Below are 14,243 nucleotides of genomic sequence, written 5' to 3'. Positions count from 1 at the left end.
TGATCCGCATCGTTCCGGCCGCATCAAAGCCCCGCTTTTCTGATATACCGCCTGCATCCCCAAAGACCCGGCGGTTTGATCAGAAATGTCCTCCCTCACCTTCGCGCATACCGTGACCGAGCGCTTCCTGCGCTACGTCACCATCGACACCCAGTCCGATCCGGAATCCCCTAGCTCGCCTTCGACCGAGAAGCAGAAGGACCTCGGCCGCGTCCTCGTCACCGAGCTGAAGGAGATGGGCGTCGCCGACGCCCATCTCGACGACTACGGCTACGTTTACGGAACGATCCCGGCCAACACCGACAAGAAGGTACCGGTGATCTGCTTCTGCTCGCACATGGACACCTCGCCCGACGTCACCGGCAAGGACGTCAAGCCGCAAATGGTGAAGAACTATCGCGGCGGCGACATCACCCTGCCGGGCGATACCAGCCAGGTGATCCGCTTCACCGAGCATCCCGCGCTGAAGAACCAGATCGGCAACGACATCATCACCACCGACGGCACCACGCTGCTGGGCGCCGACAACAAGGCCGGTGTCGCCGAGATCATGGATGCCGCGTATTTCTTCATCAACAATCCCGATGTGAAGCACGGCACCCTCAAGATCCTGTTCACGCCCGACGAGGAGGTCGGCCGCGGCGTCGACAACGTCGACATCAAAAAGTTGGGGGCCGATTTCGGCTACACCATGGACGGCGAGAGCGCGGGCTCTGTCGAGGACGAGACCTTCTCGGCCGACGGCGCCACCATCACCATCAACGGTGTCAGCGCCCATCCCGGCTACGCCAAGGGCAAGATGGAGCACGCGATCAAGATCGCGGCCGCCATCATCGAGCGACTGCCGAAGGAAGGGTGTTCGCCCGAGACGACGTCAGGCAAGCAGGGCTTCCTGCATCCGATCAGCATCGACGGCGCGCTCGAGCAGGCGACGCTCTCCTTCATCGTCCGCGACTTCACCGAGGAAGGCCTGAAGGAGAAGGAGATCCTGCTCGAGAACATCGTCAAGGACGTGATGAAGGACTATCCGCGCTCGACCTACACGTTCGAGGTCAGGGAGCAGTACCGCAACATGAAGCAGGTGATCGACCGTCACCCGCACATCCTCGAATACGCCATCGAGGCGATCCGCCGCGCCGGCCTGCGGCCGATGCGCACCGCGATCCGCGGCGGCACCGACGGCTCGCGCCTGTCCTTCATGGGCCTGCCCTGCCCCAACATCTTCGCCGGCGAGCACGCGTTCCACTCGCGCCTCGAATGGGTCAGCCGGCAGGACATGGAAAAGGCGGTGCAGACGATCGTCCATCTTGCCATGATCTGGGAGGAGAAGGCGTAGGCGCGCCGCTAATCCCGGCAACGGGCGCAAAAGCCTCCACGACGTCATGGCGCCCTCTGTGCGACTGCCCCGATGACGGGCGCAAAATAATTCCATGCCCCACGGAACGAGCCGGCGCGAGGCGCGTTGGTGATGCAAGTCCCAAGGATGAAGATTGTGAGCACAAAAGGCCTCAGCCGGTCAGCCCCGGGCTGGGGCCTTTCCGCGTTTGGCATGCCCGTCCGGCGAGGCATCGGGCAGTAGCATCGTACTCCGCGATCGTTCGAGACAGTTAACCACCCACGCGCTGCTCGCACACTCGTGAACCACCGGACTTTCCAATGTTGTTCCCGTGTGAGAGTGTCGCGCCATGATTGCTCGTCGCATCCTCAGGCTCGTGCTCGCGGTCCTCGTGACCGCGGGGCTGATGGTTGCGCCGCTGGTGACGCCAGCGGCGGCAGGACATCTCGTGGCCAGCGACATGCAAATGACCGACGCGCAAGACATGTCGGCCGGCATGCCTTGCTGTCCCGATCAGCACGACAGCAAGCAATGCCAGGACTGCCCTCTCCTCGCGATCTGCATGTTGAAGGTGTTGCAGGCTGGGCCGGCGGTCGTGACGGCAACTCTCGATCCGCGTGCGCTCGAGCTTCTCCGGCCGCTCGATGATACCATTGCCGACGGTCTTACCCGTCCACCTCCGGATCATCCACCTCGATCGATCGTCTGACCGGCGCCCCAGCGCCCGGTGAACATGCGTGTCGGAAGCGGCACGCATCGCTGCCTGCCGTCTGACCGCGCGTCACGTCGTTGCGCGCGGTCCCGGCGGCTCCATCAGACCCATCGAGGAATTGAAAATCATGACAACGTCCAACGTCGCGCGCGCCGCCATGGCCGCGCTGATCGCCACTGCGTTTGCGGCTTCCGCGCGCGCCGAAATCAAGAACTACGAATTCCAGCTGGTACAGCCGACCGTCAAGGCCGGCGCCGATCGCATCGTGACGGTGCGGCTGGTCAACAAGGCCTCCGGCAAGACCGTGCCGGATGCCGTGATTTTCGCCAGCCGGCTCGACATGGCGCCCGACGGCATGCAGGAGATGGCCACCAAGGTCACACCGATGCCGGGCACCGAGCCCGGTACCTACCGCTTCAAGGCCACCTTCGGCATGGCCGGGCGCTGGCAGTTGTCGCTCGGTGCCAAGGTGCAGAGCGAAACCGGGACGGTCGAGAACAAGCTCCTCGTCACGGCCGAGAAATGACCCGCCGCGTCCTCATCGGCACTGCCGCTGCGATTCTCGCCGCGGCAGGTGTCATGCCGTTCGCGGGGCTGCTGAGACAGCAGCCGAATGACGGCTCGATCGTATCCTCGGCAAACGCGGCGGATACGGTTGCCCCGATCTATTATCAGGACCCGGACGGCAAGCCGCTGTATTCGCTGACCCCGAAGAACACCGAGGACGGCCGCGCCTATCGTGCCGTACCTGCGGGCGCGGACATCAGCTTCGACGAGCCCGAGCAGCCCGCGGAGATGACGGCGGCCGAGCACAAGGCTGATCGCAAGATCAAATATTACCGCAACCCGATGGGTCTGCCCGACACCTCGCCGGTGCCGAAGAAGGATTCGATGGGGATGGATTACATCGCTGTCTATGACGGCGAGGACAGCGACGAGGGCTCGGTCAAGCTCTCGCCCGGCAAGATCCAGCGCAGCGGCGTCAAATCGGAGCCTGCCGAACTGCGCCGGTTGCGGACGCTGGTGCACGCGCCCGGCACCATTCAGCTGGACGAACGCCGCGTCTCGGTGATCGCGATGCGCGCCGAGAGCTACGTGCAGAGGATTGCCGACGTCACCACCGGAAGCCGCGTGACCAGGGGGCAGCCGCTGATGGAGATCTACAGTCCAGCGGTGTCGTCCGCAGCGGCCGAATATCTCGCGACCATCACGTCGAAGGCGACCGCGGGCATCGAACCCTACGGCCGCGGCTCGCGGCAGCGGCTGGTCAATCTCGACGTTCCCGAGCCCGCCATCGCCGAGATGGAGCGAAGCCGCGCGGTGCCGATCACCATTCAATGGTCATCGCCGCGCGACGGCATCGTACTCCAGCGCAACGCGGTCGAGGGCATGCGCGCCCAGCCCGGCGACGTCCTGTTTCGCATCGCCGATATCTCGCTGGTGTGGGCCACCGTCGACGTCGCCGAGCGCGACCTCGGCGGCATCGCCGTCGGCCAGCCCGTGGCGGTGCGGGCGCGCAGCTATCCCGGCCGTGATTTCAACGGCCGGATCGGCGTCATCTATCCGCAGGTGAACAAGGAGACGCGCACGGCCCGGATACGGATCGAACTCGCCAACGACGATCTCGCGTTGCTTCCCGACATGTATGTCGATGCCGAGATCGATACCGGCAATCCGGCGCCGGTGCTGGCGGTCGCCGAAAGCGCAGTGCTCGACACCGGCAGCCGGCAGGCCGTTCTGGTCGACAAGGGACAGGGCCGCTTCGAGCCGCGCGAGGTGAAGCTTGGACGGCGGGGTGACGGCTATGTCGAAATCCGCGACGGGCTTGCCGAGGGCGATGCGATCGTCACCTCCGCCAACTTCCTGATCGACGCCGAGAGCAACCTCAAGGCGGCGCTCAAGGGGCTCGCCGAAGGCGGCAACGCCATGGGAGGCAAGCCATGATCGCGCGCATCATCGCCTGGTCGGCCCGCAACCTGCTGCTGGTGCTGTTTGGCACCGGCTTTGCCGCGGCGGCCGGCCTCTATGCCTTGCTCCATCTGCCGCTGGACGCCATCCCTGATCTCTCCGACACTCAAGTCATCGTCTACACCGAATATCAGGGTCAGGCGCCCCAGGTGATCGAGGACCAGGTCACCTATCCCCTCACCACCGCGATGCTGACCGTGCCGAAGTCGAAGGTGGTGCGCGGCTTCTCCTTCTTCGGCGTCTCCTTCGTCTACGTCATCTTCGAGGACGGTACCGACATCTACTGGGCCCGCTCGCGCGTGCTCGAATTCCTCAACGGCGCGGCGGCGCGGCTGCCCGCTGGCGTCGCGCCCACGATCGGCCCTGACGCCACCGGCGTCGGCTGGGTCTACCAATACGCCGTGATGTCCAAGGAGTTGAACCTCGCCGAGACCCGGACGATCCAGGACTGGAACCTGAAATTCGCCCTCGCCAAGGCCGAAGGCGTCGCGGAGGTCGCCAGCGTCGGCGGCTTCGTCAGGCAGTACAACGTCATCCTCGATCCGCAGCGCATGCGCGATCTCGGCATCACCATGCAAAAGATGCGCGACGCCATCCGCGCCAGCAATGCCGACGTCGGCGGCCGCACCGTCGAGCTCTCCGAGTTCGAGTATGTCATCCGCGGCAAGGGCTATCTGAAAAACGTCGACGATCTCGGCAGCATCGTGCTGAAGACCGACAACGGAACGCCGGTCAAGCTGCGCGACGTCGCCCGCGTCGAGCTCGGGCCGGACGAGCGGCGGGGCATCGCCGAGCTCAACGGCGAGGGCGAGGTGGCGAGCGGCATCGTGCTGCAGCGTTTCGGCATGAACGCGCTCGACGTGATCGAGAGCGTCAAGAAGCGGTTCAGGGAGATCGCAACCAGCCTGCCGAAATCGGTCGAGATCGTTCCGGTCTACGATCGCTCCAACCTGATCAAGGCCGCGATCGAGACGCTCAGGCACACGCTGCTCGAGGAGAGCATCGTGGTGGCCCTGGTCTGCATCGTGTTCCTGTTGCATGTCCGCAGCGCGCTGGTCGCCATCCTGATGCTCCCCGTCGGGGTGCTGATGGCGTTCGGGGCGATGAAGCTGCTCGGGATCGGCTCCAACATCATGAGCCTCGGCGGCATCGCGATCGCGATCGGCGCCATGATCGACGCCGCGATCGTCATGATCGAGAACGCGCACAAGCATCTCGAGCGCGCCGAGCCCGGCCATTCGCGGGTGGCGATCCTGATCGAGGCCGCCGCCGAGGTCGGCCCGGCGCTGTTCTTCAGCCTGCTGATTATCACCGTCTCGTTCATGCCGATCTTCACGCTGGAATCGCAGGAGGGCCGGCTGTTCAGCCCGCTCGCCTTCACCAAGACTTTTGCGATGGCGGCGGCGGCGCTGCTGTCGGTCACGCTGGTGCCGGCGCTGATGGTGATCTTCGTCCGCGGCAGGATCATCCCGGAGCACAAGAACCCGATCAACCGCTTCCTGATCTGGATCTACCGGCCGGTGATATCAGGCGTACTGCGGGCGCGGATCCCGGTGATCCTGCTCGCGCTCGGCGTGCTCGCCGCCTCGATCTGGCCGGCAGGCCGGCTCGGCTCCGAGTTCATGCCGAACCTCAACGAAGGCACCCTGCTCTATATGCCGACGACGCTGCCCGGCATATCCGTGACCAAGGCGGCCGAGCTGATGCAGACCCAGGACCGCATCATCCGGTCGTTTCCGGAAGTGGCCTCGGTCTACGGCAAGGCCGGCCGCGCGGCCACCGCGACCGATCCGGCGCCATCGGAAATGTTCGAGACCATCGTCGACCTCAAGCCGAAGAACGAGTGGCGCGCCGGCGTGACTATCGACAGCCTGATCGCCGAGATGGACAAGGCGCTGCAGTTTCCGGGCGTCTCCAACGCCTGGACGATGCCGATCAAGGCCCGCATCGACATGCTCTCGACCGGCATCCGCACCCCCGTTGGCATCAAGGTCATGGGCACCGATCTCGCCGGGATCGACAGACTGGCCCGGCAGATCGAGCAGGTGATCAAGGCGGTGCCCGGCACCTCCTCGGCCTATGCCGAGCGGAGCCTCGGCGGCTACTATCTCGAGATCACGCCGGACCGCGAGGCGCTGTCGCGCTACGGCATCATGGTGCAGGACGTTCAGGACACGATCGCGACCGCGCTCGGCGGCCAGACGGTGACGACGACCGTCGAGGGCCGGCAGCGCTTCACCGTCAACATGCGCTATCCGCGCGATCTGCGCGACAATCCGAAGGCGATCGCCAGCGACATCCTGGTGCCGATGCCGGGCGGCGGCGCCGTTCCGCTCGGCGAGGTCGCGAGCGTCACGCCGGCGCGCGGGCCAACCTCGATCCGAACCGAGAACGGACAGCTCGCCACCTATATCTATGTCGACATCCGCGACCGTGACCTCGGCGGCTATGTCGCCGATGCGAGGGCGGCGGTGCAGGCGAGCGTCCAGTTCCCAGCAGGCTATTATGTGGTCTGGAGCGGGCAATACGAATATCTGGAGCGCGCCACCGCGCGGCTGAAGATCGTGGTGCCGGTGACGCTACTGATCATCTTCCTGCTGCTCTACCTCAACTTCCGCTCGATCACCGAGACCATGATCGTGATGCTCTCCCTGCCCTTCGCCCTCGTCGGCGGCCTGTGGCTGATGTGGTGGCTCGGCTTCAACCTCTCGGTCGCGGTCGCGGTCGGCTTCATCGCGCTCGCGGGCGTGGCGGCCGAGACCGGCGTGGTGATGCTGATCTATCTCAACCAGGCCCTCGCCGAGACCAAGGCGCGCTGCGCGCATGCTGGCCGTGCCCTGACCCGCGCCGATCTCGACAAGGCGATCATGGAAGGCGCCGTCGAACGCGTCCGCCCGAAGATGATGACGGTGGTTGCGATCATGGCCGGCCTGCTGCCGATCATGTGGAGCAGCGGAACGGGCTCGGAGATCATGCAGCGGATTGCCGTGCCCATGATCGGCGGCATGATCTCGTCGACGCTGCTGACGCTGATCGTGATCCCCGCAATCTTCGGTCTGGTGAAGGGCTTTGGGCTGCGCACCGGCGATGGGGTTATCGCGTCGGAGCAGCTTCCGGAGGCCGCCGAATGAACGCGTCACGGCCGTATGTTGCGAGCCGGTCGCAGTCGCATCGTGAGCTGCGGCTGCGACGTTGAGTTCCCCACACGTAACATTATTGCGGGTCGACACTGTTCCCGCCGCCATGCTAGGCCAGCCGAACCGACAGCGAGAATGAATTCGTGGTCCTGAACCGCCGGCCCTTCAGACTGAGCTACACGCGCAACTGGCGTGGGCTCGTGGCTGTGCTCGTCGCGGTCATGTATCTGCTCTCTAGCGCGCTCCACGGCGCCCACGACATCGACGTCACCAGCCCGTCCGGCGGCTCGGAGATCGCCTCGATGCTCGAAGACGGCGCGGCCGGCCATGGCGATCACAAGGCGTTTGCCGGCCATCACTGCCACGGCTGTTTCTCCGTCGCCGTCGTGCAACCGGTGCAACCGGAAGCCGCGGCCGAGGTGATGCCCGCGCCGGTCCCGCAGCGGCAGCCGGCGCTCGCCGGCATCGCGCCCGATACGGACTCTCCGCCCCCCAAACACCTGACCTGAACGGATCAGCCGGGCGTCCATCGCGCCCACCGGTTCTCCTTCACAGGTTCTGTTCATGTTTTGCAGGCGACTGGCCGCGCGCATCGCGTGCGCGACGGCTATTCTCATCAGCCCACCCCTGGTGCTGACGTCACACGCCCAGACGCTGACGATGCGCGCGGCGCTCTCGCGCGCGCTGGCCGCGAGCCCGCGCCTGACGGCGGCGGAGCGCGACGTCGGCATTGCCTCGGGACAACGCATCCAGGCCGGCGCCCTTCTCAATCCGGAACTGTCCTATGAACAGGACAATTCATTCGGGTCGGGCATCTATCGCGGCACGCGATCGGCCGAGACCACGCTCCAGATCAGCCAGGCCTTCGAGCTGTTCGGCAAGCGCGACGCCAGGATCGCGGCCGGACAGGCCGGCATCGAGGTCGCCGCGATCCAGCGCAAAGGTGTCAGGTTGGAGGTGCTGTCGGAGACCGCAATCGCCTTCCTGAGCGTGCTCGGCGCGCAGCGCAGAATCCAGATCATGGAAGAGCAGATCGCCGCGATCGACCGGCTGACGCCGCTGCTGCGCCGCCGGGTCGAGGCCGGCGCCTCCTCGCCGGCCGAGACCGGCCGCGCCGAGGTCGCCTCCGCGCTGGTCAAGGCCGATCGCGAACGCCTCAAGGCGACGCTGGCGAGTGCCCGGCGCGAGCTGGCGGTGCTGATGGGCGATCCAGCGGCGAAATTCGGAGAGGTCTCCGGCCGGCTCGACACCACGGGACGCCCGCCCTCCTTCCAGGCGGTGATCGCCGCCATCGATGCCAATCCGCAACTGGTGCGCTGGACGGCGGTCTTTGCCCAGCGCAATGCCGAACTCTTGATGGCGCGGCTCAAGCCCTATCCGGACGTGCGGATCGCGGCCGGCTGGCGCCATTTCAACGAGACCAATGACGATGCGGCGCGCCTCACCGTCTCCGTGCCGATCCCCGTGTTCGACCAGAACCAGGGCAACATCCTCTCCGCGCAGGAAAGCCTCGCCAAGACCAGGGCCGAGCGCGAGGCCAACCGCAACACGCTGATCGTGATTGCGGGCCGCGCCTACGACTCGCTCCAGGGCTCGCTGCGCGAGCTCGCCGTGCTGCGCGAGACCGCCATCCCCAAAGCCACCGAGGCTGCGGAAGCGATCTCGCAAGGTTACGGCCAGGGCCGCTTCACCCTGCTCGAAGTCCTCGATGCCCAGGCCAGCGTCGCGCAGGCGCGGCTGCGCGAGCAGGAGGCGCTCCAGAATTTCCATGCCGGTGTGGCGACCATCGAAGGTCTCGTCGGCAATCCCTTTGCACTGGCCCGGGAGGGCGCACGATGAAGACATCCTCCACCATCCTCGTCGCGATCGTCACCGCAGCGCTCGGTGCCTATGGCTACGCCATGCTTGCACCGGCCAAGGTCGCACCGACCGAGCATGCCGCCGACAAGAAGCCGGAGAAACCGAACGACCATGTCGAGCAGGACGAGCACGGTGCCGACCGCATCCGCATCTCCGACGTCAAGCTGGCCGCCGCCGGCGTCATGCTGGCGGAGGCCGCGGGCGCCACGCTGACCGACACGCTGGCCTTCAACGGCATCCTGCGCGCCAACCAGGAGGCGGTCGTTCAGGTCACCCCCCGCTTTCCCGGAATTGCAAAATCGATCCAGAAGCGCATCGGCGACAGGGTCGCCAGAGACGACCTGCTCGCCGCGATCGAGAGCAACCAGAGCCTCACCGTCTACGAGCTGAAGGCGCCGATCGCCGGCACCGTCATCGAGCGGCAGATCTCGCTCGGCGAATACGCCTCCGAGCAGAAACCGGCCTTCGTCGTCGCCGACCTCTCCAGCATCTGGGTCGATCTGTCGATCTACCGGCAGGACCTCCGGCGCGTCCGCCTCAACGACGAAGTGCTGATCGATCCCGACGATGGCCGCGGCGAGATCAAGGGCGCGATCTCCTACATGGCACCGATCGGCTCGAGCGAGACCCAGACCGCGCTGGCGCGCGTGGTGCTGCCGAATCCCGATGGCCGGCTTCGCCCCGGCCTGTTCGTCACGGCGCGGCTGATCCTGGCCGCCCGCAACGTCGCAGTTGCCGTGCGCCGAAGCGCGATCCAGACGCTGGAGAACAGGACCATCGTGTTCGTCCGCGAGGACGGCGACAAGATCGAGGCGCGCCCCGTGGAGCTCGGCGACTCCGATCCGAAATTCGTTGAGATCCGCGCAGGGCTCTCCGTCGGCGAGCGCTACGTCGCCGAGAACAGTTTTGTGGTCAAGGCGGAGATGGGCAAGGGAGACGCCGACCATGATTGACGCCCTCCTCGCATTCTCCATTCGTCAACGATGGCTCGTGGTCCTGTTCGCGCTCGCGGCCGGCGCCTTCGGCGCCTGGAATTTCACCCGCCTGCCGATCGACGCGGTACCCGACGTCACCAACGTCCAAGTCCAGATCAACACGCGCGCGCCGGGCCTGTCGCCGCTCGAAGCCGAACAGCGCATCACCTTCCCGATCGAGACCGCGATGGGCGGCCTGCCCAGGCTCGACTACACCCGCTCGATCTCACGTTACGGCCTTAGCCAGGTCACCGTCGTATTCCAGGACGGCACCGACATCTATTTTGCGCGCCAGCTCGTCAACGAGCGCATCCAGCAGGCAAAGGACCAGCTGCCTGCAGGCACCGAGGTCGCGATGGGGCCGATCTCGACCGGGCTCGGCGAGATCTATGTCTACTCGGTCGAGGCCAAGGCCGGCGCGAAGTCGCCGTCCGGCACCGAGTTCACGCCGACGGAACTGCGCACCATCCAGGACTGGATCATCAAGCCGCAACTGCGCACCATCCCCGGCGTGATCGAGGTCAACTCGATCGGCGGTCATGAGCGGCAATTCCACGTGCTGCCGATCCCCGGCCGGCTGATGGCCTACAAGCTCGGCTTCCGCGACATCATGACGGCGCTGGCCGCCAACAACGCCAATGTCGGCGCCGGCTATATCGAGCGCAACGGCGAGCAATATCTCGTCCGCGCGCCCGGCCAGGTCGCCAATATCGAGGAGATCCGCGACGTCGTGATCGGCTCGCGCGGCGGCGTGCCGGTGCGCATCCGCGACGTCGCCGACGTCCAGGAAGGCCAGGACCTGCGCTCGGGCGCTGCGACCACGAACGGCAGCGAGACCGTCCTCGGCACCGCCATGCTGCTGATCGGCGAGAACAGCCGCACCGTGGCCCAGCGCGTGAAGGCCAGGCTCACGGAGATCGCGAAATCGCTTCCCGACGGCGTGATCGCGCGCGCCGTCTACGACCGCACGCATCTGGTGGAAGCGACCATCCAGACCGTCGAGAAGAACCTCGTCGAAGGCGCGGCGCTGGTGATCGCGGTGCTGTTCCTGATCCTCGGCAACATCCGCGCCGCGCTGATCACGGCCTGCGTCATCCCGCTGTCGATGCTGTTCACGATATCGGGCATGGTCGAGAGCAAGGTCAGCGCCAATCTGATGAGTCTGGGCGCAATCGACTTCGGCATCATCGTCGACGGCGCGGTCATCATCGTCGAAAACTGCCTGCGGCTGCTCGCTGCCGAGCAGCGCCGGCGCGGCCGGCTGCTGTCGCTCGAGGAACGGATGGAGACCATCCGCGCCGCAAGCAGCGAGGTCATCAAGCCGAGCCTGTTCGGCACGCTCATCATTGCCGTGGTCTACCTGCCGGTTCTGACCCTGACGGGGACCGAGGGCAAGATGTTCACGCCGATGGCCCTGACCGTGCTGATGGCGCTCGCGGGGGCGGCGCTGTTGTCGATCACCTTCGTCCCGGCCGCGGTGGCGATCTTCGTCAGCGGCAAGGTCTCGGAGAAGGAAAACATCTTCATGCGGGCGGCCAAGCGGCTCTACGTTCCCCTGCTCGACCGCGCCGTCCGCTACCGCGGCAGCGTCGCGTTGGGCGCCGTGCTGATCGTCGCCGGCAGCGTCTTCGCCGCGACGCGCATGGGCGGCGAATTCATCCCGAGCCTGGACGAAGGCGACATCACCATCGAGACCATAAGGATTCCCGGCACCAGCCTGACCCAGAGCGTCGACATGCAGCTCCGGCTGGAGACGGCGGTCAAGCAGGTTCCGGAAGTCGCCACCATCTTCTCCAAGATCGGTACCGCCGAGATCGCCAACGATCCGATGCCGCCGAACGTCGCCGACACCTATGTCACGCTGAAGCCGCGCGACGAATGGCCCGATCCCGCCAAGCCGAAGAACGAAGTGATCGAGGAGATCGAACGCGCCGCCAACACCCTGCCCGGCACGGCTTACGGCATGACCCAGCCGATCCAGATGCGCTTCAACGAGCTCATCGCCGGCATTCGCAGCGACGTCGGCGTCAAGATCTTCGGCGACGATCTCGACGTGCTCGCCGGCATCGCCCAGCAGGTCAACGGCGTGGTCCGCGGCATCGAGGGCGCCGCCGACGTCAAGACCGAGCAGGTCGCGGGCCTGCCGATCCTCACCGTCAGGCTCGACCGTCAGGCGCTGTCGCGCTACGGCCTCAGCCTGAGCGAGGTGCAGAACCTGGTCGAGATCGCGATCGGCGGCAAGCCGGTCGGAAAGCTGTTCGAGGGCGATCGCCGCTTCGACATCGTGGTGCGGCTGCCGGAAAGCCTGCGTGCCAACCCCGACACGATCAAGTCGCTGCCGATCCCGCTGCCGCCGGGGGAGGATACCGCAGCCGTCACCAAGACCGCCTGGCCAGGTGCATCGGGAACGGCGCTGCGCTACGTCCCCCTGTCCTCCGTTGCGGCGATCGAGATCGCGCCCGGGCCGAACCAGATCAGCCGCGAGAACGGCAAGCGCCGCGTGGTCGTGATGGCCAATGTCAGGGGGCGCGATTTGCGCTCCTTTGTCGCCGAGGCCCAGAACGCGGTCGCGGAGAAGGTCAAGCTGCCGCCCGGCTACTGGATCGGCTGGGGCGGACAGTTCGAGCAGCTGGTCTCCGCCACCAAGCGGCTGACCATCGTCGTACCGGTGGCGCTGCTGCTGGTGTTCCTGCTGCTGTTCATGGGCATGGGATCGGCGGCGGATGCGGCGCTCGTGTTCTCCGGCGTGCCGCTGGCGCTGACCGGCGGCGTCGCCGCGCTCCTGCTGCGCGGTATTCCCTTGTCCATCAGCGCCGGCGTCGGCTTCATTGCGCTGTCGGGCGTCGCCGTGCTCAACGGCCTCGTCATCATCGCCTTCATCGAGCGGCTGCGCAGCGAGGGACGTCCCATTGCGGAGGCCGTGCGCGAGGGCGCGTTGACCCGCCTGCGCCCAGTGCTGATGACCGCGCTCGTCGCCTCCCTCGGCTTCGTGCCGATGGCGCTCGCCACAGGTGCCGGCGCCGAGGTGCAGCGGCCGCTTGCGACCGTGGTGATCGGCGGCATCATCTCCTCGACCGTGCTGACGCTCCTGGTGCTGCCGGCGCTCTACGTGCTGTTCCGGCGTGACGAGGCTACCGAAACGCCTACAATGGCGCCTGATTTGGCAGCTTCCGGGGAGCGCTAGATTTGGGCAGCCACGACCATCACGGCCATCATCATCATGACCATGCCGGCCACGCCCATGATCATGGCCATGGTCACGACCACAGCCATGCTCACGGTCTTGGCCACGCGCATGTCCACGCCCCCGCCAGTTTCGGCAAGGCGTTCGCGATCGGCATTTCGCTCAACATTGCGCTGGTCGTAGCCGAGGCGGTCTACGGCTATATCGGCAACTCCACCGCGCTGCTTGCGGACGCCGGGCACAATCTTTCCGACGTGCTCGGCCTGGTCGTGGCGTGGGGCGCCTCGATCGCGGCGCGGCGCGCGCCGCGCGGCCGGTTCACCTATGGCCTGCGTGCCTCGACCATCCTGGCGGCACTGGCCAACGCGGTGTTCCTGCTGGTCGCGACCGGCGCGATCGGCTGGGAGGCGATTTTGCGCCTGCGCGAGCCGGAGCCGGTCGCGGGGGTGACCGTGATGGTGGTCGCCGGCATCGGCATCCTCGTCAACGGCTTCACCGCCATGCTGTTCGCGCGCGGTCGCAAGGACGACATCAACATCGAGGGCGCCTATCTGCACATGGCCGCCGACGCCGCCGTCTCGCTCGGCGTCGTGGTCTCGGCGGCGCTGATCATCTGGACCGGCTGGCTCTGGCTCGATCCCGTCACCAGCCTCGTCATCTGCGCCACCATCCTCTGGAGCACGACCAGCCTGCTCCGCGGCTCCATCGACATGTCGATGGCGGCCGCCCCCAAGGGCACCGACCTTGCCGCCATCAGGGCGTTTCTGCAGCACCGGCCCGGCGTCTCCGCCATCCACGATCTTCACGTCTGGCCGATCTCGACCACCGAGACGGCCCTGACCTGCCACCTCGTCATGCCCGCAGGTAGCGGCGATGCGTTCCTGATGGAGACCGCGCAACTGCTGAAGGCGTCCTTCCGCATCGGCCACACCACGCTTCAGATCGAGACGCATCCGGACAGTGGCTGTGCGCTGGCGCCGGATGATGTGGTGTGAGGCATTCTGCCCCCACACCGGCATTGCGAGCGAAGCGAAGCAATCCAGACGACCACCGCGGCACATCCTGGATTGCT

10 protein-coding genes are annotated in these 14,243 nt (G+C 66.3%); all 10 read left to right on the top strand.

The window, feature by feature from the left end; translation table 11 throughout:
- The first annotated feature begins 85 nt into the window (after window positions 1-85).
- Window positions 86-1,336, top strand: coding sequence for a peptidase T (gene pepT, locus XI08_RS22125; RefSeq protein WP_271575960.1), 1,251 nt, complete (start codon window positions 86-88; stop codon window positions 1,334-1,336).
- A 349-nt stretch (window positions 1,337-1,685) separates the two neighbouring features.
- Window positions 1,686-2,045: a hypothetical protein gene (locus XI08_RS22120; protein ID WP_271575959.1), complete on the top strand. Its 360-nt coding sequence runs from the start codon at window positions 1,686-1,688 to the stop codon at window positions 2,043-2,045.
- Between the two features lie 130 nt (window positions 2,046-2,175).
- On the top strand, window positions 2,176-2,574 hold the full coding sequence (locus tag XI08_RS22115; protein ID WP_271575958.1) for a FixH family protein: 399 nt from the start codon (window positions 2,176-2,178) through the stop codon (window positions 2,572-2,574).
- On the top strand, window positions 2,571-3,992 hold the full coding sequence (locus tag XI08_RS22110; protein ID WP_271575957.1) for an efflux RND transporter periplasmic adaptor subunit: 1,422 nt from the start codon (window positions 2,571-2,573) through the stop codon (window positions 3,990-3,992). The genes XI08_RS22115 and XI08_RS22110 overlap by 4 nt, the downstream gene beginning before the upstream one ends.
- The gene (locus XI08_RS22105; RefSeq protein ID WP_271575956.1) at window positions 3,989-7,147 is read left to right on the top strand and encodes an efflux RND transporter permease subunit; all 3,159 of its coding nucleotides are present in this window, start codon (window positions 3,989-3,991) and stop codon (window positions 7,145-7,147) included. Before XI08_RS22110 ends, XI08_RS22105 begins: the two co-directional genes overlap by 4 nt.
- Before the next feature lie 149 nt (window positions 7,148-7,296).
- Window positions 7,297-7,662 (top strand): hypothetical protein, encoded by a 366-nt coding sequence (locus XI08_RS22100; RefSeq protein ID WP_271575955.1) that lies wholly within the window; start codon window positions 7,297-7,299, stop codon window positions 7,660-7,662.
- Window positions 7,663-7,717: 55 nt separating this feature from the next.
- The gene (gene ihpA, locus XI08_RS22095) at window positions 7,718-8,992 is read left to right on the top strand and encodes a divalent metal ion exporter subunit IhpA (protein WP_271575954.1); all 1,275 of its coding nucleotides are present in this window, start codon (window positions 7,718-7,720) and stop codon (window positions 8,990-8,992) included.
- Entirely contained in the window at window positions 8,989-9,966 is a 978-nt protein-coding gene (ihpB, locus tag XI08_RS22090) for a divalent metal ion exporter adaptor subunit IhpB (RefSeq protein WP_271575953.1), read from the top strand. The genes ihpA and ihpB overlap by 4 nt, the downstream gene beginning before the upstream one ends.
- The gene (gene ihpC / locus XI08_RS22085; protein WP_271575952.1) at window positions 9,959-13,171 is read left to right on the top strand and encodes a divalent metal ion exporter subunit IhpC; all 3,213 of its coding nucleotides are present in this window, start codon (window positions 9,959-9,961) and stop codon (window positions 13,169-13,171) included. Before ihpB ends, ihpC begins: the two co-directional genes overlap by 8 nt.
- Before the next feature lie 2 nt (window positions 13,172-13,173).
- A complete protein-coding gene (locus XI08_RS22080) occupies window positions 13,174-14,166 on the top strand; it encodes a cation diffusion facilitator family transporter (RefSeq protein ID WP_271575951.1) in 993 nt (330 codons plus the stop codon).
- Window positions 14,167-14,243: the final 77 nt, after the last annotated feature.

It is taken from the genome of Bradyrhizobium sp. CCBAU 11361, from assembly GCF_028128935.1.
In the GTDB taxonomy this organism is placed as follows: Bacteria; Pseudomonadota; Alphaproteobacteria; order Rhizobiales; family Xanthobacteraceae; genus Bradyrhizobium; species Bradyrhizobium niftali.
Note: the sequence above shows the minus strand (reverse complement) of the source record. Positions and strands in the feature narration are given on the sequence as shown.